Raw genomic sequence first — 22,397 nt, forward strand, 5'->3', positions numbered from 1 at the left:
GACCCGCGTGCTCGACGTCCGCGGGCTCGCGGTGTCGATCGACGGCGCGACGGTGGTGCACGGCGTCGACCTGCACGTCGACGCCGGTGAGTGCGTCGCCCTGGTCGGGGCGTCCGGCTCCGGCAAGACCGTGACCGCCCGGGCGGTGCTCGGGCTCTCCGCAGCGGGTGCCGCGGTCACCGCCGACCGCCTCGACCTCGTCGGCTCCGACGTGCGCGGGCTCGCCGAGCGGCGCTGGCGTCGGCTCCGCGGGAGCACCGTCGGCTACGTCGGCCAGGAGGCCCTCGGCGCACTCGACCCCCTCCGCCCCGTCGGCCGCGAGGTCGCCGACGCCCTGCGCCTGCACACCGACCTGCGCGCAGCAGAACGGGTCGATGCCGTGCGCGCCGCACTGGCGGGCGTGGGGCTCGACCCCGCGATGGCGACCGACGGCCGGCGCTCCGGCACGCTCTCCGGAGGCATGCGACAGCGCGCGCTGATCGCGGCGGCGACCGTGGCCTCCCCCGCGCTCGTGGTGGCGGACGAACCGACGACCGCCCTCGACGCCGCCGTGGCCGTCACCGTGATGGAGCAGCTCCGGGCCGTGCAGGACCGCGGCGCCGGGCTGCTGGTCATCACGCACGACCTCGGGCTCGTCGCCGGGTGGGCGGACCGGGTGCTCGTCGTCGACGAGGGGACGGTGGTCGAGCACGGACCGGTCGCCGAGGTCTTCGCAGCAACGCAGCACCCGGCGACCGCAGCCCTGGTGCGGGCGGCACGGGCGGACACGCGCCGGGCCGTGGGACGGGTGCCCCGGACCGGTGCGCCGTCGGCCCCGCTCCTCGAGGGCTCCGGGCTGTCCCGTTCCTTCGACGGGGTGCCCGCCGTGCAGGACGTGTCGATCACCGTGCGACCGGGCCGCGTGACGGGTGTCATCGGCGCCTCCGGGTCGGGCAAGACGACGGTGGCGCGGATGCTGCTCGGACTCGAGACGCCGGACGCCGGCACCGTCACGCTCGACGGCGACCCGTGGGTGCCCCTGCCCGAGCGCGAGCGCCGGGCTCGTCGGCACCGGGTGGCGGCCGTCGTGCAGGACCCCGGGGCGACCTTCGACGAGCGGTGGAGCGTCGGACGGGTGCTCGCGGACGCCCTGTCCCGCGGGCAGGAGCGGCGGGCGCGGGGTGGTCTGGCCGACCCGGTCGACGCCGCACTCCGTCAGGTGGGACTCGACCCCGAGCTGCGGTCACGCGCCCCGCGCACGCTCTCCGGCGGACAGCGGCAACGACTGGCGATCGCCCGGGCGCTGGCGACGTCGCCCGAGGTGGTCGTGCTCGACGAACCGGTGACGGCACTCGACGCGACCGTGCAGGACGCGGTGCTCACGCTGCTCGAACGGCTGCGCGACGAGACCGGCGTGGCGATGGTGTTCGTGTCGCACGACCTGCGCGCCGTGGGCCGGATGGCGGACGAGGTGCTCGTGGTGCACGACGGCCGCGTCGTCGAGCAGGGCCCCGCGGAACGCGTGCTCGGCGCGCCGGAGCACCCGGCGACCGCGCGCCTGGTCGACGCTGCCGCCCGGCTCGCCCGCGGCGCCTGAGCGCTGCGCGCCGGCGCCGGCGCCGCGGTGGCGCCGCGGCAGCGGGCGAGTCTCGCCCAGGCGGACACGTTCGCGGTAGCGAAGCCGCGAACGTGTCCGCCGAGCCGAGACTCGGGGAGCGCCCGCAGAGCGGAAATGCCGGGAGGCACGGTGCGCGTCCGTGGCGGACGTGCACCGTGCCTCCCGGCCGACAGCGGCGGCTACGAGCCTGCGGGCTCCTTGTCGGACCCCGGCTTCGGGGTGTCCCCCGAGATGATCGGGATCTCGCTCGTCGAGAAGTCCTTCGCCCAGTCGGACTGCGCGAGCTCCGAGGTCGGGTCGTTGTAGTCCTTGATGACGTCGGCGACCTCGTCCTCGTGGGCGACCGTGGGGCCCGAGCCCATGAGCGGCGTCGCAGCCGTCTCCTTGGTGAAGAACACCGCGACGAGGCCGATCACGGCCGCGAACATGAGGTAGAAGGCCGGGATGTCCTCGGCCCACGAGAGCCCGGCGTCCTTCGCCCCGGCGATGAGCGCCTGCGTCGCGAGCGGCGTCGTGCCACCGAAGAGCGAGACGGACACGTTGAACGCGATCGCCAGCGCGCCGTAGCGGATGATCGTCGGGAACAGCGCGGGGAGCGTCGACGGCATGGTCGACGTGAACGTGACGAGCACGAGACCGAGGATCAGCAGGCCGAAGAAGACCCCGGCACCGGTCCCGGTCTGGACGAGCTTGAGCGCCGGCCACGACAGCACGATGAAGCCGATGCAGCCGGCGGCGAGGACCGGCCGGCGGCCGAACTTGTCGGACAGGCGACCACCGAAGGTGATGACGACCATCATCAGGATCATCACGATGACGATGAGGATCAGGCCGAACGTGGCGTTCTGCCCGAGGTTCGTCTCGAGGTAGGTCGGCATGTACGACAGCAGCATGTAGTCGGTCACGTTGAACACGAGGACCAGGCCGATGCAGATGATGAGCGAGCGCCAGTTCTCGGCGAACAGCTTGAGGAACGGCGTCTTCTGCGACTCGCGCTCGGCGGCCTGCTCCTGCTGCTTCTGGAAGGCCGGGGTCTCCTCGAGCTTCAGGCGGAGGTAGAGCCCGATGAGGCCGAGCGGACCGGCGATCATGAACGGGATGCGCCAGCCCCAGCTGAGCAGGGTGTCCTCGGGCATCGCGTACTGCAGGACCGTGACGATCGACGCGCCCAGCACGTAGCCGGCCAGCGTGCCGAACTCGAGCCACGAGCCCATGAACCCGCGGCGCTTGTCGGGCGAGTACTCGGCGATGAAGGTCGCGGCACCGCCGTACTCACCACCGGTCGAGAAGCCCTGCACGAAGCGGGCGACGAGGAGCAGCACGGGGGCCCAGAAGCCGATCGTCGCGTACGACGGGATGAGGCCGATCATGAGCGTGCCGGCGGCCATCAGGATCATCGTCAGCGCGAGGACCTTCTGCCGGCCGATCTTGTCGCCGATGGGGCCGAAGACGGCGCCGCCGATCGGGCGGACGATGAAGGCGGCCGCGAAGAACCCGAAGGTCGCGACGAGGTTCGACGTCGGGTCGCCCGCCGGCAGGAACACCTTCGAGATCGTGACCGTCAGGTACGCGAAGATGCCGAAGTCGAACCACTCCATCGCGTTGCCGAGGGCCGCGGCGGCGACGGCACGCTTGAGCAGCGACTCCTCGACGACGGTGACGTCGTCCTCGGTCAGCTTGCGGCGTGCACGCTTCGCTGCGCCCTTCGTGCGCAACGGCCGGTCGCCGTGCTGGTGTGCGTCGTTCGGTGCCAAGTTCGTTCCTCCGGTAGTGCTGTGTCTTGCCTTCGGGCATCCGGCGGAGAGCGACTGTGCAGTCCTCGCGAACACCGCGCTCGCCGGACAAACTCCGACAGCCTACCAGATGGAGCGCTCCGACGCGGCGGACCGCTACGATGAGGCCACCGCGTACTGTACGCGCGACACTCAGGCACCTCACCACGGACTCGGTGCCGCACACATCGATCGAAAGGCCCTGCCATGACGAAGCCCATGCCCGACAAGCCCACGGTGGACGGCCTCGAGGACGTCTGGGGTCCGGTCTGGGAGCAGGACGGCACCTACCGCTTCGACCGCGACAGCGCGACGAAGGACGCGGTGTACTCGATCGACACCCCGCCGCCGACCGCGTCGGGTTCGCTGCACATCGGGCACGTGTTCTCCTACACGCACACCGACCTCAAGGCCCGGTACGAGCGCATGCGCGGGAAGCACGTCTTCTACCCGATGGGCTGGGACGACAACGGCCTGCCGACCGAGCGCCGCGTGCAGAACTACTACGGCGTCCGGTGCGACCCGCAGCTCCCCTACGACCCCGCCTTCGTGCCGCCGTTCGAGGGCGGCGACGGCAAGTCGAGCAAGGCGGGCGACCAGCTGCCGATCTCGCGCCGCAACTTCATCGAGCTGTGCGAGCGCCTGACCGTGCAGGACGAGCAGCAGTTCGAGCACCTCTTCCGCACGCTCGGCCTGTCGGTGGACTGGACGCAGTCGTACCGCACGATCGACGACACCTCGCGGGCGAGCGCGCAGCGTGCGTTCCTCCGCAACCTCGAGCGCGGCGAGGCCTACCAGGCCGACGCCCCGACGCTCTGGGACGTCACCTTCCGCACTGCCGTCGCGCAGGCCGAGCTCGAGGACAAGGAGATGCCCGGCGCGTACCACGGCCTGGCGTTCCACCGCACCGACGGCGGCGAGGACGTCGTCATCCAGACCACCCGTCCGGAGCTGCTCCCCGCCTGCGTCGCCCTCGTCGCGCACCCGGACGACGAGCGCTTCCAGGACCTGTTCGGCACGACCGTCCGCTCCCCCCTGTTCGACGTCGAGGTCCCGGTCCTCGCGCACCACCTGGCGCAGCAGGACAAGGGCGCGGGCATCGCGATGGTCTGCACCTTCGGTGACACCACCGACGTGGTGTGGTGGCGCGAACTGCAGCTGCCGAACCGCGCGATCATCGGCTTCGACGGCCGCGTCCGCTCGGACGAGCCCGCGTGGATCGAGTCGACCCGCGGCAAGGAGCTCTACGCCGAGATGGCCGGCAAGACCGTCTTCTCGGCGAAGAAGGTCCTCGTGGACGCGCTCACCGAGTCGGGCGAGCTCGTCGGCGACGTGAAGACGATCAACCACCCGGTGAAGTTCTTCGAGAAGGGCGACAAGCCGCTCGAGATCGTCTCGACCCGCCAGTGGTACATCGTCAACGGCGCGCGCGACGAGCAGCTCAAGGAGACCCTGCGGAAGCGCGGCGAGGAGATCGCCTTCCACCCGGACTTCATGCGCGTCCGCTACGACAACTGGGTCGGTGGCCTCTCCGGCGACTGGCTCATCTCGCGCCAGCGCTTCTTCGGCGTGCCGATCCCGGTCTGGTACCCGCTCGACGCCGACGGCAACCCGGTCTTCGACCAGCCGATCGTCCCGACCGAGGCACAGCTGCCCGTCGACCCGGCGTCCGAGCCGGCCCCCGGGTACGCCGAGGACCAGCGCGGCGTCGCCGGCGGCTTCCAGGGGGAGCTCGACGTGATGGACACCTGGGCGACCTCGTCCCTCACCCCGCAGCTCGCGGGCAAGTGGGAGACGGACCCGGCGCTCTACGACCTCGTGTTCCCGTACGACGTCCGCCCGCAGGCGCAGGACATCATCCGCACGTGGCTCTTCACGACGGCACTCCGCAGCCAGCTCGAGGCCGACGTCGCGCCGTGGAAGCACGCGAGCATCTCCGGCTTCATCGTGGACCCCGACCGCAAGAAGATGTCGAAGTCGAAGGGCAACGTCGTCACGCCGCTCTCGATCCTCGAGCAGCACGGTGCCGACGCGGTCCGCTACTGGGCAGCCTCGTCGAAGCTCGGCACCGACGCGGCCTTCGACCCGCAGAACCCGAAGCAGATCAAGGTCGGTCGTCGCCTGGCGATCAAGGTGCTCAACGCGGCGAAGTTCGTGTACGGCTTCGAACTGCCGAGCGGTGCGACGACCGTCACCGAGCCCCTCGACGTCGACGTGCTGGCGGAGCTCGGCTCCGTGATCGAGCAGGCCACCGCCGCGTTCGACGGCTTCGACCACGCCCGTGCGCTGGAGGTCACCGAGCGGTTCTTCTGGACCTTCTGCGACGACTACCTCGAGCTGGTCAAGGAGCGTGCCTACGGCACCGCGCCCGACGCGACGCACGAGACCCAGGCGAGTGCGGTCCTGGCGCTGCGCGCCGCGATCGACGCGCTGCTCCGTCTGCTGGCACCGTTCCTCCCGTTCGCGACGGAGGAGGTGTGGGCCTGGACCCACGACACCAGCGTGCACACGGCCGCGTGGCCCACGGTCACGGAGCTCCCGACGCAGGCGGAGCCGTCCGGGCTGCTGGCCGCCGTCGGCCAGGCGCTGATCGGGATCCGCGGTGCGAAGACCGCAGCCAAGGCGTCCCAGAAGACGCCGGTCACCCGTGCCGTCGTGGCGGCTCCGGCCGACCAGCGCGCGCTCATCGAGCGCGCGGCGGTCGACCTGGCCGCCGTGGGCCGCATCGAGAACCTGTCGTTCACGGACGGCGAGGAGCTCGCGGTGACCGAGATCGAGCTCGCGGAGCAGCAGGCGTAGCGTCGTCCGTCGACGGGCCGGGTCGCGTGCGGCCCGGCCCGTCGTCACGAGCACGAGCACGAGCACGAGCACGAGCACGAGCACGAGTCGGCACTGGAGGCACGGATGCAGTTGGGTACACGCTGGAACGTGGGTGGGCAGCCACCCGAGCGACTCCCCGAGGCGATGGTCGTCGCCGCGCGCGGTGTCGAGGAGGAGCTGGCGGCGGCGTCGGTCGACGCATCGACCTGGCGCTGGACGCTGACGTACCTCGAGGGCAAGCCGATCGTCGAGCTCGACGACGGCACGTCGATCCACCTCGACCCCGCCGGGCGTGCGCAGGTGACGAACCCGGACGACGCGCCGGAGGAGGACTAGGCCGTCCCCCCGATCCCGGGCTCGACCGGGACCGGGGGACGCGGCCTACACTGGAGAACGTCCGTTCCCGAGGCGACGGGGACGAGTGGGACCGCAGCGGAGGAAGGGGATGCCCGTGTCCGGCACCGCCAGCACGACCGACCCGCAGGTGCGCGAGCGCATCGTCGACGCCGCGGACGCGCTCTTCTACGCCCGCGGGTTCCAGTCGGTCGGCATGGACGAGATCCGGACGACCGCCGGCGTCTCGTTGAAGAAGCTCTACTCGGTGTTCCCCGGCAAGGAGCAGCTCGTCGCCGCGGTGCTCGGCGGGCGGCACGACCTCTGGGAGCAGGGCATCGAGCAGGCGGTGGCCGCAGCGGGGACCCCGCGGGACCGGCTGCTCGCGATGTACGACTTCCTGGAGCAGTGGTTCGGCGACGACACCTTCCGCGGCTGCGGCTTCATCAACGCCTTCGGTGAACTGGGTGCGACCTCCCCCGCGGTCGCCGAGATCGCCCGCGAGCACAAGGACTCGTTCCAGCGGTACGTCGCCGGGCTCGCCGCGGCCGCCGTGCCGGACCTCGACGCGGCCGAGGAGCTCGCCGCCCAGCTCGCACTCCTCGCCGAGGGTGCGCAGACGACGGCCGCGATCGCGGGCGACACGACGCCGGCACGGCACGCGCGGCGCGCGGCAGCCACGCTGATCGACGTGGCCATGCGTGCGGGGACCGACCGGACGCGCTGACCCGACGCGCTGACCTGACGCTCGACGACACGACGCCCGACACGACCCGACGTCGGCCGGGAGGCGCGGGGCGGGCCCGCCACGTGCCTCCAGACCGGCGTCCGGTCCGGTCCGTAGGGTGGGGCCATGGACACCCCGTTCGACCAGCCGAGCACCCTCCCCTACGCCCTGCCGCCGTTCGACGAAGTCCGGCTCGAGCACTTCCGTCCCGCGTTCGACGCCGGCATCGCCGAGCAGCGTGCCGAGGTCGAGGCCATCGCCGCCGATCCCGGTGCAGCGACGTTCGAGAACACGCTGGTGGCGCTCGAACGCTCCGGGCAGCTGCTGACCCGGGTCTCGCACGTCTTCTTCACGCTGTCCTCCGCCGACTCGACGCCCGAGCTGCACGACCTCGAGGCCGAGGTGTCGCCGCTCCTCGCCGCCCACCGCGACGCGATCACCCTCGACGCGCGCCTGTACGCACGGGTCGATGCGGTGCGGTCCTCGCTCGACGAGCGTGCGGACCTGTCCGACGAGGACCGTCGACTCGTCGAGCGGGTGCACACCGAGATGACGCTCGCGGGAGCCGGCCTCGACGACGGTGGGAAGGAGCGTCTCACCGCGATCAACCAGGAACTCTCGACGCTCACCACGACCTTCGAGCGCAACCTGCTCGAGGACACGAACGACCTCGCCGTGCACGTCACCGACGAACAGGAGCTCGCCGGACTCGACGACGGCGCGAAGTCGGCCGCCGCCGCAGCCGCGGCGGACCGCGGCCTCGACGGCTGGCTCGTGACGCTGCCGCTGTACACGGGTCACCCGTGGCTCGCCTCGCTGACCGACCGCGGCCTGCGCGAACGGATCATGCGCGCCTCGCTGTCGCGGGGGCGTCGTGGGAACGCGCACGACAACCGCGAGGTCCTGCTGCGCATCGTCCGGCTCCGGGCCGAGCGGGCCGAACTCCTCGGCTTCCCGAACCACGCTGCCGTGGTGACGGCCGACGAGACCGCGGGGACGCCCGAGGCGGTCGACGGCCTGCTCTCCTCGCTCGTCCCGGCCGCGGCCGCGAACGCCGAGGACGAGCGCGCCGTCCGCTCCCGCACGGTCGGCTTCGACGTCGAGGCCTGGGACTGGGCACACGCGACGGAGGTCCTGCGCGGCGAGCAGTTCGCCGCGGACAGTTCGGCGCTGCGGCCCTACTTCGAGGCCGACCGCGTCCTGCACGACGGGGTGTTCCACGCCGCCGGCGCCCTGTACGGACTGACGTTCACCGAACGCTCGGACCTGCACGGCTACAACGACGAGGTCCGGGTCTTCGAGGTGCACGGCGACTCCGGGGAGGAGGTCGGGCTCTACCTGCTCGACCTCTACACACGGGACGGCAAGCGTGGCGGTGCCTGGATGAACCCCGTCGTCGAGCAGTCACACCTGCTCGGCACGCTGCCCGTCGTCGTGAACAACCTCAACGTGGCGAAGCCCGCCGCCGGCTCCCCCACGCTGCTGATCCAGGACGAGGTCGAGACGCTCTTCCACGAGTTCGGGCACGCGCTGCACGGGCTCATCGCCAGGACGACCTACCCGCGGTTCTCGGGCACGAACGTCGAACGGGACTTCGTGGAGTTCCCCTCGCAGGTCAACGAGATGTGGGTGACCTGGCCCTCGGTCCTCGCGAACTACGCGAAGCACCACGAGACCGGCGAGCCGCTGCCGCCCGAGCTCGTGCTCGGACTGAGCGACTCCGCCGGCTTCAACGAGGGCTTCTCGACCACCGAGTACCTCGCCGCGGCGCTGCTCGACCAGGCGTGGCACCGTCTGTCGGCCGCCGAGGCCGCCGAGGTGACCGACGTCGAGGCGTTCGAGCGCCAGGCCCTCGCGTCCGCGGGCATCGACGTGGCCGCGGTGCCGCCGCGGTACTCGTCGACGTACTTCGCGCACACGTTCTCGGGCGGGTACGACGCCGGGTACTACGGGTACATCTGGTCCGAGGTGCTCGACGCGGACACCGTCGAGTGGTTCCGCGAGCACGGCGGACTCTCGCGCGAGGCCGGGCAGCGGTTCGCGTCGCTCGTGCTCGGGGTCGGCGGCGCGCAGGACCCCCTCGAGGCCTACCGTGCGTTCCGCGGCCGCGACGCCGAGGTCGGGCCGCTGCTGCGCCGTCGCGGGCTCGAGTAGCGCGGCGCCGCGCCGCGGCGCGCCGCCGCGGCGCCGGGCCAGTGCGTCGGCACAACCGGAAGCACGTCGCGCCGCGGAAGTCCGCGGCGCGACGTGCTTCCGGTTGTGCAGCGGCACGTCACACCGCGGATCACCCCGGTCCGCCTGCGCACCGCTCCCACGAACGCTCCCACGAACGCACCCGCACCCGCACCCCCTCCCGCACACGGCGACGGCCCGGCCCCACGCGGGGACCGGGCCGTCGGGCTGCGGGTGTCGGACGCTACGCGGACTTCTCCACGCGCTTCGCCCGGGGACGCGGCACGATCGTCGGCGCGGCGTTCTCGAGCACGGACTCGCGGGTGATCACGACGCGCGCGACGTCGTCGTCCGACGGCACGTCGAACATGACCGGGCCGAGGACCTCTTCGAGGATGGCCCGGAGGCCGCGGGCACCGGTCTGCCGCAGCACCGCGAGGTCCGCGATGGCCTCGAGCGCCCCGCGGTCGAAGTCGAGCTCGACACCGTCGATCGCGAACATCCGCTGGTACTGCTTCACGAGCGCGTTCTTCGGCTCGGTCAGGATCTGCATGAGCGCCGCCTGGTCGAGCTGCGACACCGTCGTGACGACGGGCAGACGACCGATGAACTCGGGGATGAGCCCGAACTTGTGCAGGTCCTCGGGCAGGACGTCGGCGAACAGGTCCTGCTGGTCGAGCGGGCTGTGCAGCGGAGCGCCGAACCCGATCCCGCGCTTGCCGACGCGCGACGACACGATGTCCTCGAGTCCCGCGAACGCCCCCGCCACGATGAACAGCACGTTCGTCGTGTCGATCTGGATGAACTCCTGGTGCGGGTGCTTCCGACCGCCCTGCGGCGGGACCGACGCGGTCGTGCCCTCAAGGATCTTGAGCAGCGCCTGCTGCACGCCCTCGCCGGAGACGTCGCGCGTGATCGACGGGTTCTCCGCCTTGCGTGCGATCTTGTCGACCTCGTCGATGTAGATGATGCCCGTCTCGGCCCGCTTGACGTCGTAGTCCGCGGCCTGGATGAGCTTGAGCAGGATGTTCTCGACGTCCTCGCCCACGTACCCGGCCTCGGTCAGGGCGGTGGCGTCGGCGACGGCGAACGGCACGTTGAGCCGCTTCGCCAGGGTCTGCGCGAGGTAGGTCTTGCCGCAGCCGGTCGGCCCGATGAGCAGGATGTTCGACTTCGCGATCTCGACGTCGTCGCGGTCCTCGGCAGCGGTGATCTGCCCCTGTGCACGGATGCGCTTGTAGTGGTTGTAGACGGCCACGGCCAGCGCACGCTTCGCCGGGTCCTGGCCGATCACGTACTCCTGCAGGAAGTCGAAGATCTCGCGGGGCTTCGGCAGCTCGAAGTCGCCGCTCGTGGTGTCCTCACCCGCTTCGGCGAGGCGCTCCTCGATGATCTCGTTGCACAGCTCGACGCACTCGTCGCAGATGTACACCCCCGGCCCGGCGATGAGCTGCTGGACCTGCTTCTGGCTCTTGCCGCAGAAGGAGCACTTGAGCAGGTCAGCGCTCTCCCCGATGCGTGCCATGTCGGTGCCCTCCTTGGATGACCGGTGCAGTTCAGCGATGCAGGCTGGTGACCCGCCCGATGTGATCGACTCTAACCGCATCCGGTGACACCCACGGCGACGCCGTCCGGCCTGTCCCCACGCGTTCGCCCAGGGCGTGCACACCTGGTACCGTTGGCACGTTCCTCTACAAGTTGTAGAAAACCGGAAGGACCCCATGACGAAGCGCCTCGCCCTCCTCGGCACCGGAACCCTCGGCGTCACCGCCGCGATCGTCCTCGGCACCGCGGCCGCCGCGAGCGCACACGTCGAGGCGGATGCGACCTCGACGGCGGCGAACTCGTACACGACCGCGACGTTCTCGGTGCCGCACGGTTGCGACGGCTCCCCCACCACGAAGCTCGTCTTCCAGGTGCCCGAGTCCGTCATCGAGGTCACGCCGACCGTCAACCCGAACTGGACGATCACGAAGGCGACCGAGCCCTACACCGCCCCGTCGAGCAGCGCTGCGAGCGACGAGGAGTCCGAGGCCGGCGCCGAGCGCGTCACGAGCGTCACCTACACCGCGAAGACCCCGCTGCCCGCCGACGAGCGCGACACCTTCTCGCTGTCCTTCGCGCTGCCCGACGGCAAGCCGGGCGACCGCGTGGCCTTCCCGGTCGTGCAGACCTGCGAGCAGGGGTCGACCGACTGGGACCAGGTGCAGAAGAGCGGCGAGTCCGAGCCGGAGCACCCCGCGCCGTCGATCGTCCTGACCGCCGCCAGCGCGGCGAGCGGTGACGACGACGACGCGACGACGGCCACCGCGAGCGACACCACGACCACCGCGGCGCAGCCCGACCTGGTCGGTCGCTTCCTCGGCCTCGGCGGCCTGGTGGTCGGGGCCGTCGGCCTGGTCGTCGCCGTCGCCGCCACGCGCCGCCGGGACGCCTCGAAGTGACGCGGAGCGCACGGCCGACGCGCGCCCGTCGGTCCCCGGGTGACCGGCGTCCGGTCTGGAGGCCCGTGGCCGCGACCGCCGCGACCCTCGCCGTCGCGGGCGGTGCGGTCCTCGGGCTCGCCGCCCCCGCCAGCGCGCACAACTACCTGGTGTCGTCGACGCCGAAGGTGGGCGGGACGCTCACCGAGCTCCCCGACCGCTTCGACATCACGACGAACGACCGGCTCCTGGCGATCGGCGGGTCGGACTCGGGCTTCGCCTTCCGGGTCATCGGCCCGGACGGTCGGTACCACGAGGACGGCTGCGTCTCCGTGGACGGCCCCTCGATGACGACGAAGGCCGCCCTCGGCGACTCCGGGAAGTACGAGGTCGAGTGGCAGATCGTCTCGGCCGACGGCCACACGGTCTCCGACCGGTACGACTTCACCTGGAAGGCCCCGGCCGGCTTCTCCCCCGACCGCGGCACCGCGACGCCGGCGACCTGCGCCGACGGCAGCGGGGGCGGCTCGGGGGCCGCAGCGTCCAGCGCACCCGACGCCGCATCCGGTGACACCGGCGACTCGAGCGCGACCGACGCCCTGTTCATCGGCGCCGGTGGCATCGTCCTCGCCGGCGTCGTCGTCGCGGTCCTGCTGCTGCTCCGTCGCCGTCCCGCCGCCCCGGCGGCCGACGACCACGACGAGGACTGACACCCTCCCACCGGACCGGCACCGCGCCTCCAGGCCGGATCCGCATCCTCGACGCCGCACCGGACACGACGAAGGCCCCGCACCGATCGGTGCGGGGCCTTCGTGCGTGCAGCGCTACTTGACGAGCGCCGGCAGGTTCTTGCGGCTCGTGAGGACCTGGTCGATCAGGCCGTACTCGAGTGCCTCTTCCGCGGACATGATCTTGTCGCGCTCGATGTCGTTGTTGACCTGCTCCGGGGTCCGGTTCGAGTGCTTCGACAGCGTCTCCTCGAGCCAGGTGCGCATGCGGAGGATCTCCGCCGCCTGGATCTCGATGTCGGACGCCTGACCGCCACCCTGCTGGACGGCGGGCTGGTGGATGAGCACGCGGGCGTTCGGCAGCGCGAGACGCTTGCCGGGGGTCCCCGCGGCGAGGAGTACGGACGCGGCCGAAGCGGCCTGGCCGAGGCAGACCGTCTGGATCTGCGGACGGATGTACTGCATCGTGTCGTAGATCGCCGTCATCGCGGTGAACGAGCCACCGGGCGAGTTGATGTACATCACGATGTCGCGGTCCGGGTCCATCGACTCGAGCACGAGCAGCTGGGCCATGACGTCGTCGGCGGACGCGTCGTCCACCTGGACGCCGAGGAACACGATGCGGTCCTCGAAGAGCTTCGCGTACGGGTCCTGCCGCTTGAAGCCGTAGGCCGTGCGCTCCTCGAAGCTGGGGAGGATGTAGCGATCGGACGGAGCCGGGACGTTCTGCGCGCCACCGAGCATGGGGAGGTGCATTCTCGTTTCCTTCTCTTCGGTGGTGGTCAGTTGGACTCGGGCTCGGCTGCCGCGGTCGGCGTCTCGCCGTCGCTCACGGTGCCGCCGCCGCCGACGACCTCGACCGACGACGCGCGGAGGTGGTCGACGAAGCCGTACTCCAGGGCCTCCTGCGCCGTGAACCAGTTGTCACGGTCGTTGTCCTTGAGGACCTGCTCGATCGTCTTGCCGGTCTGCTCCGCCGTGAGCTCCGCCATCCGCTGCTTCATGTCGAGGATGACCTTCGCCTGCGTCTGGATGTCGGCAGCGGTGCCGCCGAAGCCACCGGACGGTTGGTGCAGGAGCACGCGGGCGTTCGGGGTGATGTAGCGCTTGCCCGGGGTACCCGACGAGAGCAGGAACTGCCCCATCGAGGCGGCGAGGCCGATGCCCACGGTGACGATGTCGTTCGGCACGAACTGCATCGTGTCGTAGATCGCCATGCCCGCGGTGATCGAGCCACCGGGCGAGTTGATGTAGAGGTAGATGTCCTTCTCGGGGTCCTCGGCGGCGAGCATCAGCAGCTTCGCTGCGATCTCGTTCGAGTTGTCGTCGCGGACCTCAGAGCCGAGCCACACGATCCGGTCTCTCAGAAGGCGGTCAAAAACACTGGGGTTCAGTGTCGCTTCGGCCATGGAAAAGCTCCCGTTCAGTTGTCGCTTGATGTCGAACTTATCGGGTGCAACGCACCACTTCGCGTCTGTTCGCTCTGGGCGGTCGGATGGTGCCGGGACGACGGACGGGAGGCACGGTGCCAGCTGGCACCGTGCCTCCCGTCCGTCAGCGCGTCGCGTTACTTCGCGTCGGCCTCGGTGACCTCGTCGGCGTCGGCCGACTCGTCGTCAGCCGACTCCTGCGCCACACCGGCGGTGAAGGCGGACAGGTCGACGGCGTCGCCGTTCGTGTCCTTGACGGTGACCTTCGACAGGACGGTCGCGACCGCCTTCGAGCGGGCGACCTCGCCGACCATGCCGGGGATCTGCCCGTTCTGGTCGATCACCTTGATGAACTCGGCCGGCTCCATGCCGTACTGCGACGCCGCCTGGATGAGGTACTGGGTGAGTTCCTCCTGGGAGACCTGGATCTCCTCCTTCTCGGCGATGGCGTCGAGGAGCAGCTGCGAGCGGAAGGCCTTCTCGCTGGACTCGGAGACCTCCTTGCGGTGCTCCTCGTCCTCGAGACGGTTCTCCTGCTCGAGGTGACGGTGCACCTCGTCCTCGATGAGCTGCTCCGAGATCGGGATGTCCACGTCCTCGATGAGCTTCTCGACGAGCTTGTCGCGAGCCGCGGCGCCCTGACCGAAGGTCTTGGACTTCGCGATCTGCTCCTTCAGGTCCGCCTTGAGCTCGTCGATGGTGTCGAACTGGCTGGCGATCTGGGCGAACTCGTCGTCGGCCTCGGGGAGCTCGCGCTCCTTGACGGCGGTGACGGTGACGGCGATCTGCGCGGTCTCGCCCTCGCGGTCGCCACCGACCAGCGTGGACTCGAAGGTGGTCGACTCACCGGCGGTGAGCGACTCGAGCGCCTCGTCGATGCCCTCGAGCAGGTCGCCCGAGCCGATCTCGTAGGAGACGCCGGTGGCCGAGTCGACCTCGTCGTCACCGATGGTGGCGGTCAGGTCGATCTGGGCGAAGTCGCCGGTCTCGGCCGGGCGGTCGACCGTCACGAGCGTGCCGAAGCGGGTGCGCAGGTTCTGCAGCTCCTCCTCGATCTCGTCGTCGGAGACCTCGACGGCGTCGACCGTGAGCTCGTACTGGTCGTACGCGGGGAGGTCGAACTCGGGACGGACGTCGACCTCGAAGGTGAGGACGAGGTCGCCCGAGAAGTCCGCGACGTTCGGGAGCTCGGCGACGTCGGCCTCGGCACGGCCGAGGATGCGCAGCTCCTGCTCCTCCACCGCCTGGCGGTAGAAGGTGTCGATGGCGTCACCGACGGCGTGGTTCAGGACCTCGCCGCGGCCGACGCGCTGGTCGACGATCGCCGGCGGGACCTTGCCCTTGCGGAAGCCGGGGATGTTGATCTGCTCGGCGATGTGCTTGTAGGCGTGGTCGATGCTCGGCTTGAGATCGTCCGGCGTCACGTTCACGGTGAGCTTGACGCGGGTGTCGCTCACCTTGTCGACGGTGCTGGTGGCCAAGGGATGTACTCCTGTTGGTTGACGTTCGAGTGGACCTGGTCGGGGCGACAGGATTCGAACCTGCGACCTCCCGCTCCCAAAGCGGGCGCTCTACCAAGCTGAGCTACGCCCCGTGACTGGGCCAGGTGACCGCGCACGCCCGAGGGCACGCACGACCGCGACGAGTCTAGCGGTCCCCCGCTGCCTGGTTCCCGGGCGGCGTGCCGCGTGTGGACGGTTCCTGCTCGGCGCTGCGCCGCAGGCCCCGTCGCCACCGCACCCCGACGGCGACCTGCACCCCGAGCGCGGCGACCACGAGCGCGACGCCGAGGACGATGCGCCAGACGTGCAGCAGGGCGTGCCAGGGCTGGGCCTGCGGGTCGCCGAAGGCCTCGGGACGGAGCGAGAACACCACGGCGGCGACGGCGAGCAGCGCGAACGAGAGCACCCGGGAGCGCTTGATCCGGCGCGTGTCGGAGCCGTCCGGCTGCGGCAGCACGTTCGATGGCATGTCGGGGGCCGTTCGTCCGCTACGATGGTGGCGCTGCGGACTGGTGCCGCAGTGCGGGGATGTAGCTCAATGGTAGAGCCCCAGTCTTCCAAACTGGCCACGCGGGTTCGATTCCCGTCATCCCCTCCACGTCCTCTTCACGGCCCGACCGGCGCTGCGCCGAAACTCGATTCCCGTCATCCCCTCCACACCGTCGTCCCCGTCGTCGCGATCAGGCGGTCGTCTTCGTCAGGCCGTGCTCGGTCTTCTCCCAGTAGTGCGGCCGGGTGATCAGCTGCCACAGGCCCTTGTACGCGGCGACCGAGTGCAGGATCCAGTACAGCGGGTTGAGGAGCGCCCAGCCCATCAGGTCGAACCGCCCGCGCTTGTACGGCCCCATCATCGTCAGGTAGATCATCGTGGCGTTGCCGAGCAGGAAGTCGAGCACGCAGAGCCACAGCACCGGCGCCGGGAACAGCGGCGCGGTCCAGTCGGCCGGCAGCACGAGCGTCGCGATCGTCACGAGGACGCCGGGCAGCATCCCGAGGAACGTCAGCGGGGTCCCCGCGATGAGCAGGGCGAACGCGGCCGCGCGACGCGGGCCGATCTCGCGGACGAGCGCCCGGGGCCTGCGCGCGTGCACGAGGGCGGTCTGCATGTAGCCCTTGATCCACCGGGAGCGCTGCCGGACGAAGTTCGGGATCGAGGTGTTCGCCTCCTCCATCGTCGTGGAGTTGACGACGGCGACGCGGTACCCGACGGCGGACGCGCGGATGCCGAGGTCGGCGTCCTCGGTCACGTTGTAGGGGTCCCACCCGCCGAGCTCACGGAGCAGCTCGGCGCGGAAGTGGTTCGACGTCCCGCCCAGCGGGATCGGCAGCTGTCGCGCGTCGAGGCCGGCGAGCATGTAGTCGAACCAGTACGAGTACTCGAGCGTGAACATGCGCGTGAGCGGGTTCTCGTCGGCGTTGAAGTAGCTCAGCGCCGCCTGCACGCACACGGTGTCGTCCCCGGCGCGGTCGAAGGTCAGGAACACCTTCTTGAGCTGGTCGGGGTCGGGACGGTCCTCGGCGTCGTAGATGACGACGTACTCCCCCTGCGCGATGGCGAGGCCGACGTTGCAGGCGCGCGGCTTCGTCTGGGGTGACCCCGGCGGGACGATGACGACGCGCATCCAGTCCGGCGGGGCTGCGTCGATGACGGCCTCGCGGGTCTCGTGGTCCTCGGCCTCGACGAGCACCAGGACCTCGAGCCGGTCCTTCGGCCAGTCGAGCACCTCGAGGTTCCGGACGAGGTCGTGCACGATGTTCGCCTCGTGGAACACGGGCACGAGCACGGTGTAGGTCGGCAGGGCGGCGTCGTCCAGGGCGGCGACGTCCTCGGCCGAGACCTGCTCGACCAGGTCGAAGCGGGCCCCGACCATCGACACCCAGAACTTGAAGAGGATCCCGGCCAGGAACCCCAGGGAGAGCACCGCCGTCGCGACCGCGACCGTGCTGCCCGGTGCGAGGACGAGGCACACCGCGAACAGGAGCAGGGCGACCGCACCGCCGACCCGTTGTCCTCGTGAGAGGACGGTCCGTGCGGACAGGGCCGGGTTCGTCCGGGCGAGACCGTGGGCGGCGAGGTCGGCGACCTCCTCCTCGAGCTCGTACGCGATGCGCTGCCGGACGTCCGCCTCGGACGCGCTGCGGAGGACGACGGGTTCGCCGAACTCCTCGGTGAGCGCCGCCCGGAGGACGTCCGGGTCCGACCGACCGCTGGTCAGGACGAGGACGCCCTCGCGGATGCGGGCGGACGCGACCCAGCCCTCCTCGACGTGCCGCTGCACGGAGCACCGGTGCCGCGGTCGCCAGTCGACGTCCTCGCCGCGGTGCCGACCGGTCCCACCGACCACGACGGTCGGCTCGGCGTCCACCGGCGACCGCGCTCCGACGGCGGTCACCGGAGCACCACCGCCACGACGGCGTGCATCCACTCGACGACGACCTGGCGTTCGGAGGCCGCGGCCCACGCGAGCGGGACCTGCAGGACGGCGAGGACGACGACCAGGGTGCTGGTGACCCGGCCGGCGACCGGCGGCAGGATCGCGATCGCGACGCTGAGCATCGTGACGAAGACGTTGCCGGCCGTCGCGACCGGCACGAGCCCGATCGCGTACCCGCCCACGGTGCCGACGAAGAGCGCCGCGACGAGGGCGATCGCGCCGGGCCGGCGCACGAGCAGGGCCAGGGTGGCGCCGGCGACGAGCATCGTCACCAGGAGCAGGCCGTCCGCCGAGGCGAAGAGGTGGCGCAGGCCGTCGAGTCGCTCCTCGGACACGCTGATCGTCCCGCGCAGCGCCGCGAACGGGTCGTGGAGCACCATGAGGTCGAGGACGGCCGTCGAGAGCGCGACGGCGATGCTCGGGAACACCAGGACGAGCACGTTCGCCCGCCGGATGCCGCGCTGGTCGTGCCGTGCCAGGTCGAGCAACGGGGCGGCGAGCGCCGCGATGCCGACGTAGACGAAGCCCATCGGGTCGACCAGCGTGGACAGCATCAGCGCGAGGCCGGCGCGGAACCCCGCCTGCGTGTCCCCCCACGCGAAGAACCGCACCATGTCGACGACGGCCAGGGCGAAGAGGGCGATGCCGAGGAACGCCTGCAGGTCGTCGAGCGCGAGGAAGGCGTACAGCGGGTTGGCGCCGAGCGCGATCGTGAACGCGACGACCTCGCGCATGCGCAGGCCGCGGCGCAGCATGTCCTGCGCGAGGAGCTGGAGCAGCACGCCGGCGACGATCCCGCCGAGCACCGCGGCACCCTGCACACCGAAGGGCATGAAGCGCAGGAGCACCCCGGAGAGCAGCGGCCAGAGCTGCCCGATGGCCGGCACCACGCCGCCGTCGAGCGCGGCCGTCGCCCGGTCGAGCGTGACCTGGTTGCCGGTCAGCCCGATGAGCGGCGTCGTCGTGATGCGCGACGCCACGAGCGCGAGGGCCACGTAGGGCAGCGCGAAGGCGGCGCGGAGCAGCCACCGGACGGCGACGGACGGCAGGGGCCGTAGCGGTGCGGGTGCCGGCACCGCACCGGTCGGCGCCGGGTGCGGGCGGGAGAGCGTGACGGTCATGCGGCTCCTCCGGGTGAAGCACGCAGGGGTGTCCTGCACCGTCCATTCCACCCCGTGTCCCCGGAGCGCGACAGCCCACGAACGGGGTACAAGCCGGTCCCCCTCGTGGCGGACGACCAACACCGGGTGCGCCGGGTCAGTGCACGTCGGTCCCGGCCGTGACCGTGCTGTCCGCCGCGATGAGCTGCAGCTGCGTCAGCACCACGGGTGTGGCAGCCTCGAACGCCAGCGTCCCGCCGGTCACCCCGCCCGCGAACCGGAAGACCCGGGTCTGCCCGGCCCAGGTGAAGGCCGCGTCCCGCTCCTCGACGGCGTGCACCACCGTGCCGTCCGCACTCCGGAGCACCGCACGCCACGAGGCCGTCACCGGCGCTGCCGCGGTCACGGTGTACAGGGACGTCCCGGCCGCGGTGACCGGCACCGACACCGACTCCCCCGCGGTGAGCGCCACCGGGGTCAGTCCGGTGTCGTCGGTCAGGGGCGACGCCCCCACGGGCAGGACGTCGTCGGGGGTGTCCCGGAAGCCGTGCAGCTCGGACGCCGAGACCGGTCGGGTGTCCGCAGCCCACCCCGTCGGGGCCTCCGCCAGGGTGACGACGATCCGCTCCGCGGCGGCGACCACCGTGTGCGGGATGCTGATCGAGCCCCACGGCTCACCGTCGACCGTGACGGACGCGATGAACCGTCCGTCCCCGGCGGTCTCGATGACGGTGGACGCGCCTCCCGGCCGTCGCAGGACCGTCCGCCGGACCGACGGCGGGACGAGCACGTAGGTGCCGGTCGCCGGTGCCAGCGGGTACAGGCCGATCGTGGCGAGGACGTACCAGGCGCTCATCTCGCCGTTGTCCTCGTCGCCCGGGTACCCCTGACCGAGGTCGGAGCCGACGAAGAGCCGGTCGAGGCACTCGCGGACGATGCGGTGCGCGTCGTCGTGCCGTCCGGTGAACATCGGGAAGAACGGGATGTGGTGCGCGGGCTGGTTCGACAGGCCGAGCATCCCCGTGCGGACGTCGCGCGCCTCGGTCATCTCGTGGATGGCGAACCCGTAGGACCCGGACCGGTCGGTGGCGCCGGTCTCGGGCCGCTGCAGGAACCGTTGGAAGGCGTCGTCGAAGCCGGCCGGTCCACCGTGCAGGTCGACGATCCCGGCGCCGTCGTGCGGCGCGGTGAACATCGTGCCCCAGGCGTTGGTCTCGGTGTAGTCGCTCCCCCACACGTCCGGGTCGAAGTCGTCCCCGGACCGCCAGGCGCCGTCCGGCGTGCGGCCGATGAAGAACCCGCGCTCCCGGTCGAAGACGTTCCGGTAGCGGAGCGAGCGGCGTGCGAACCACTCGTGCTCGGCCCGGTACCGTCGCTCGCCGTCCGCGTCACCGGTGGCCGCGGCTCGCGTGGCCATCGCGTCGGCCAGGACGGCGACGCCCCAGTCGTTGATCGCGGCGTCGAGGGTCCACGACATCCCCTCGTCGGTCGCCGTGTCGACGTACCCGCGGAGGTCGCCCGGGAGGCTCCCCTTCCGCCCGACGCGTCGGTCCAGTGACGGGACGGTCGCGTTCCGCACCGCGGACCGGTACGCCTGCTCGACGTCGAAGCCGTCGACACCCTTCGCCACGAGATCGGCGAGGACGGTGTCGCTCGTCGTGCCGGTCATCACGTCCTCGGCCCCGGGCGCACTCCACCGCGGAGTCCACCCGCCGTCGGTGAAGTGGCCGACGACCCCCTCGGCGAGGTCGGCGGCGGTGTCGGGCGTGAGCAGCGCGAGCAGCGGCCAGGCGGTCCGGTAGGTGTCCCAGAACCCGTTCGTGGTGGTGAGCGGGCCGTCGACGACCTCGGGCCCGGGCTCGTCGCGGATCGGCACGGTCAGCACGCCGCCGTACGGGGAACGGTGTCGCGGGCTCCCGGTCAGCGCGGTCTCCCCCGCCCGGGTCGGGTGGAGGAACGCCCGGTACAGGCCGGAGTACAGCGAGACGAGCTGGTCCGGGGTGGCGCCCTCGACCTGCAGTGTGTCGAGTTCGGCGGTCCAGCGTTCCTCGGCGTGCTGGTACATCGCGTCGAAGTCACCGGCGGCGTCGAGGTTCGCGACCGCGTCCTCGGCGGACACGGTGGAGATGCCGAGGAGCACGTCGGTGTCACCGGCGACCTCGACCCGTCCGCGGAGCTCGCCGTCGACGAACGTCGTCCGGTCGGCGAGGGCGTTCCCGATCCGCACGTGCACGTGGTGCGGCGGCGTCTCGGCCCGGTCGTCGAGCAGGGCGTCGACGACCGCGGTGCCGTCCTCGATGCGGACCGTGCACGAGCGGAGGACGCCGTGGTGGTCGAGGACGATGCTGCGGACGCCGGTGAACCGCCACGCGAGGGCGAACTCCCCGGCGGTCATCTCGGCGGTGACGCCTGCGTCGAGGGTGACCCGGTAGCGGTGCGGGCCGTCGGCCTCGTCGACGTGGTCGAAGCCGAGCGCGCGGGCGGTCCGGTCGAGGTCGGGGTCGGCGAGCGGGGAGGGCATGACCTGGAACACCCCGCGGTCGGCCATCCACGGCGAGGGCAGGTGACTCGTCGCGAACGCCTGGATCGTGGGCCGGTTGTCGCTCCGCCGGTTGTGCTCCTGGTAGGCGTACGGCCACCGGCTGTCGGCAGCGTCGGTCATCGGCAGGCCGAAGACACCTCCGTGCGGGAGGCCGACGAGGGGTGCGGTGTTGCCGCGCGAGAACGTGCCGGACGAGTGGGTGCCACGCGTGGTGCGGACGTGGTCGAGCGGTCGGGCACCCTCCGGCAGGTAACCGGTCGCGCGCCCGGCGGGTCCGATCCGGACGTCGTCGAGCCAACCGCGGACGGCGGTGCCGGGGTCACCGTCGGGCGCGGGCCGGTCCGCCCGGCCGAGCCGGGCCTCCAGACGGTCCACCGTCCGGCCGACGTGCGCCGACAGGTCGACGGTCCGCCGGTTCCACTGGTCGACCCACTGCTTGCGGGCGTCGTCCTGTGCCTCGGGAGTGACGAGGTCGCCGTACTGGTCGCGGGCGCCGCCCGCGCTGAGTCGGGCGCCGTCGGTGAAGACGACGTCGAGTGCGAACGCCGTGGCGGCCCAGAACCGGTCGAGGTCCGTGGTCGTCGGCTCGGTCCGCCCGTCGGGCAGCGACCGCTCCGGGAACCAGACCCAGGTCAGGACGTCGGTCGGCCCGACATCGTGACCTCGGTGCCCGTCGAGGACCTGCACGGTCCCCGTCGGGTCGGTCTGCTCGATCGGGGTCGCCTGCTGCGAGACGAACCCGACCCCGTTCCGGGCCGCGACCGCGGTCACAGGGCCGGTCGGGCCGCCACGGCGTTCAGCACTCATCGGTCGGTC

Annotated in this window: 16 protein-coding genes and 2 tRNA genes; 8 read left to right on the forward strand and 10 right to left on the reverse strand. The window is 71.4% G+C overall.

Features of this window, described 5'->3' with window-relative positions; translation table 11 throughout:
• Positions 1 to 7: 7 nt before the first annotated feature.
• On the forward strand, positions 8 to 1,576 hold the full coding sequence (locus tag Q9R28_RS08600; protein ID WP_311205897.1) for an ABC transporter ATP-binding protein: 1,569 nt from the start codon (positions 8 to 10) through the stop codon (positions 1,574 to 1,576).
• A gap of 200 nt (positions 1,577 to 1,776) precedes the next feature.
• Here the strand turns inward: Q9R28_RS08600 and proP are convergent, their stop codons facing one another.
• Entirely contained in the window at positions 1,777 to 3,351 is a 1,575-nt protein-coding gene (gene proP / locus Q9R28_RS08605) for a glycine betaine/L-proline transporter ProP (RefSeq protein WP_311205898.1), read from the reverse strand.
• Between the two features lie 225 nt (positions 3,352 to 3,576).
• On the opposite strand from proP, the gene valS reads away from it, so the two are divergent.
• The 4 genes from valS to Q9R28_RS08625 all read left to right on the forward strand — a co-directional run bounded on the left by valS (position 3,577) and on the right by Q9R28_RS08625 (position 9,403).
• Positions 3,577 to 6,168, forward strand: a complete 2,592-nt coding sequence (valS, locus tag Q9R28_RS08610) for a valine--tRNA ligase (protein ID WP_311205899.1) — start codon at positions 3,577 to 3,579, stop codon at positions 6,166 to 6,168.
• Between the two features lie 105 nt (positions 6,169 to 6,273).
• On the forward strand, positions 6,274 to 6,525 hold the full coding sequence (locus Q9R28_RS08615; RefSeq protein WP_066653141.1) for a hypothetical protein: 252 nt from the start codon (positions 6,274 to 6,276) through the stop codon (positions 6,523 to 6,525).
• A gap of 115 nt (positions 6,526 to 6,640) precedes the next feature.
• Entirely contained in the window at positions 6,641 to 7,249 is a 609-nt protein-coding gene (locus Q9R28_RS08620) for a TetR/AcrR family transcriptional regulator (RefSeq protein ID WP_271827119.1), read from the forward strand.
• 126 nt (positions 7,250 to 7,375) lie between these two features.
• A complete protein-coding gene (locus Q9R28_RS08625; RefSeq protein WP_311205900.1) occupies positions 7,376 to 9,403 on the forward strand; it encodes a M3 family metallopeptidase in 2,028 nt (675 codons plus the stop codon).
• A gap of 262 nt (positions 9,404 to 9,665) precedes the next feature.
• Here Q9R28_RS08625 and clpX read toward each other — a convergent pair whose 3' ends face one another.
• On the reverse strand, positions 9,666 to 10,946 hold the full coding sequence (gene clpX / locus Q9R28_RS08630) for an ATP-dependent Clp protease ATP-binding subunit ClpX (RefSeq protein ID WP_066653131.1): 1,281 nt from the start codon (positions 10,944 to 10,946) through the stop codon (positions 9,666 to 9,668).
• 196 nt (positions 10,947 to 11,142) lie between these two features.
• On the opposite strand from clpX, the gene Q9R28_RS08635 reads away from it, so the two are divergent.
• Both Q9R28_RS08635 and Q9R28_RS08640 read left to right on the forward strand, forming a co-directional pair.
• Positions 11,143 to 11,865, forward strand: a complete 723-nt coding sequence (locus Q9R28_RS08635) for a YcnI family protein (RefSeq protein WP_251154786.1) — start codon at positions 11,143 to 11,145, stop codon at positions 11,863 to 11,865.
• A 65-nt stretch (positions 11,866 to 11,930) separates the two neighbouring features.
• Entirely contained in the window at positions 11,931 to 12,554 is a 624-nt protein-coding gene (locus Q9R28_RS08640) for a copper resistance CopC family protein (protein WP_066653127.1), read from the forward strand.
• A 114-nt stretch (positions 12,555 to 12,668) separates the two neighbouring features.
• Here Q9R28_RS08640 and Q9R28_RS08645 read toward each other — a convergent pair whose 3' ends face one another.
• From Q9R28_RS08645 to Q9R28_RS08665, 5 genes are all read right to left on the reverse strand, one after another.
• Positions 12,669 to 13,328, reverse strand: coding sequence for an ATP-dependent Clp protease proteolytic subunit (locus tag Q9R28_RS08645; RefSeq protein ID WP_066653125.1), 660 nt, complete (start codon positions 13,326 to 13,328; stop codon positions 12,669 to 12,671).
• Between the two features lie 26 nt (positions 13,329 to 13,354).
• Complete coding sequence (locus Q9R28_RS08650) at positions 13,355 to 13,981, reverse strand: ATP-dependent Clp protease proteolytic subunit (protein WP_066653123.1); 627 nt, start codon at positions 13,979 to 13,981, stop codon at positions 13,355 to 13,357.
• 158 nt (positions 13,982 to 14,139) lie between these two features.
• Positions 14,140 to 15,483, reverse strand: coding sequence for a trigger factor (tig, locus tag Q9R28_RS08655; RefSeq protein ID WP_066653120.1), 1,344 nt, complete (start codon positions 15,481 to 15,483; stop codon positions 14,140 to 14,142).
• A gap of 36 nt (positions 15,484 to 15,519) precedes the next feature.
• Positions 15,520 to 15,596, reverse strand: a tRNA-Pro gene (locus Q9R28_RS08660).
• Between the two features lie 53 nt (positions 15,597 to 15,649).
• Positions 15,650 to 15,973: a hypothetical protein gene (locus tag Q9R28_RS08665; protein ID WP_311205901.1), complete on the reverse strand. Its 324-nt coding sequence runs from the start codon at positions 15,971 to 15,973 to the stop codon at positions 15,650 to 15,652.
• 55 nt (positions 15,974 to 16,028) lie between these two features.
• Between Q9R28_RS08665 and Q9R28_RS08670 the strand changes: the two genes are divergently transcribed.
• Positions 16,029 to 16,102 (forward strand) — tRNA-Gly (locus Q9R28_RS08670).
• A gap of 82 nt (positions 16,103 to 16,184) precedes the next feature.
• On the opposite strand, the gene Q9R28_RS08675 is transcribed toward Q9R28_RS08670, so the two are convergent.
• The 3 genes from Q9R28_RS08675 to Q9R28_RS08685 all read right to left on the reverse strand — a co-directional run bounded on the left by Q9R28_RS08675 (position 16,185) and on the right by Q9R28_RS08685 (position 22,388).
• Positions 16,185 to 17,897, reverse strand: a complete 1,713-nt coding sequence (locus Q9R28_RS08675; RefSeq protein ID WP_311205902.1) for a glycosyltransferase — start codon at positions 17,895 to 17,897, stop codon at positions 16,185 to 16,187.
• Positions 17,894 to 19,060: a hypothetical protein gene (locus tag Q9R28_RS08680; protein WP_251154781.1), complete on the reverse strand. Its 1,167-nt coding sequence runs from the start codon at positions 19,058 to 19,060 to the stop codon at positions 17,894 to 17,896. The genes Q9R28_RS08675 and Q9R28_RS08680 overlap by 4 nt, the downstream gene beginning before the upstream one ends.
• A 136-nt stretch (positions 19,061 to 19,196) precedes the next feature.
• Positions 19,197 to 22,388: a GH92 family glycosyl hydrolase gene (locus tag Q9R28_RS08685; protein ID WP_251154780.1), complete on the reverse strand. Its 3,192-nt coding sequence runs from the start codon at positions 22,386 to 22,388 to the stop codon at positions 19,197 to 19,199.
• Positions 22,389 to 22,397: the final 9 nt, after the last annotated feature.

Origin of the sequence: Curtobacterium sp. BRD11, assembly GCF_031844345.1 — a bacterium.
GTDB lineage: Bacteria > Actinomycetota > Actinomycetes > Actinomycetales > Microbacteriaceae > Curtobacterium.

Bases quoted from the DNA above. Each gene is read 5' to 3' on its own strand.
- valS (WP_311205899.1), top strand. From the start codon at position 3,577: ATGACGAAGCCCATGCCCGACAAGCCCACGGTGGACGGCCTCGAGGAC.
- Q9R28_RS08615 (WP_066653141.1), top strand. From the start codon at position 6,274: ATGCAGTTGGGTACACGCTGGAACGTGGGTGGGCAGCCACCCGAGCGA.
- Q9R28_RS08625 (WP_311205900.1), top strand. From the start codon at position 7,376: ATGGACACCCCGTTCGACCAGCCGAGCACCCTCCCCTACGCCCTGCCG.
- clpX (WP_066653131.1), bottom strand. From the start codon at position 10,946: ATGGCACGCATCGGGGAGAGCGCTGACCTGCTCAAGTGCTCCTTCTGC.
- Q9R28_RS08635 (WP_251154786.1), top strand. From the start codon at position 11,143: ATGACGAAGCGCCTCGCCCTCCTCGGCACCGGAACCCTCGGCGTCACC.
- Q9R28_RS08645 (WP_066653125.1), bottom strand. From the start codon at position 13,328: ATGCACCTCCCCATGCTCGGTGGCGCGCAGAACGTCCCGGCTCCGTCC.
- Q9R28_RS08650 (WP_066653123.1), bottom strand. From the start codon at position 13,981: ATGGCCGAAGCGACACTGAACCCCAGTGTTTTTGACCGCCTTCTGAGA.
- Q9R28_RS08665 (WP_311205901.1), bottom strand. From the start codon at position 15,973: ATGCCATCGAACGTGCTGCCGCAGCCGGACGGCTCCGACACGCGCCGG.
- Q9R28_RS08680 (WP_251154781.1), bottom strand. From the start codon at position 19,060: ATGACCGTCACGCTCTCCCGCCCGCACCCGGCGCCGACCGGTGCGGTG.
- Q9R28_RS08685 (WP_251154780.1), bottom strand. From the start codon at position 22,388: ATGAGTGCTGAACGCCGTGGCGGCCCGACCGGCCCTGTGACCGCGGTC.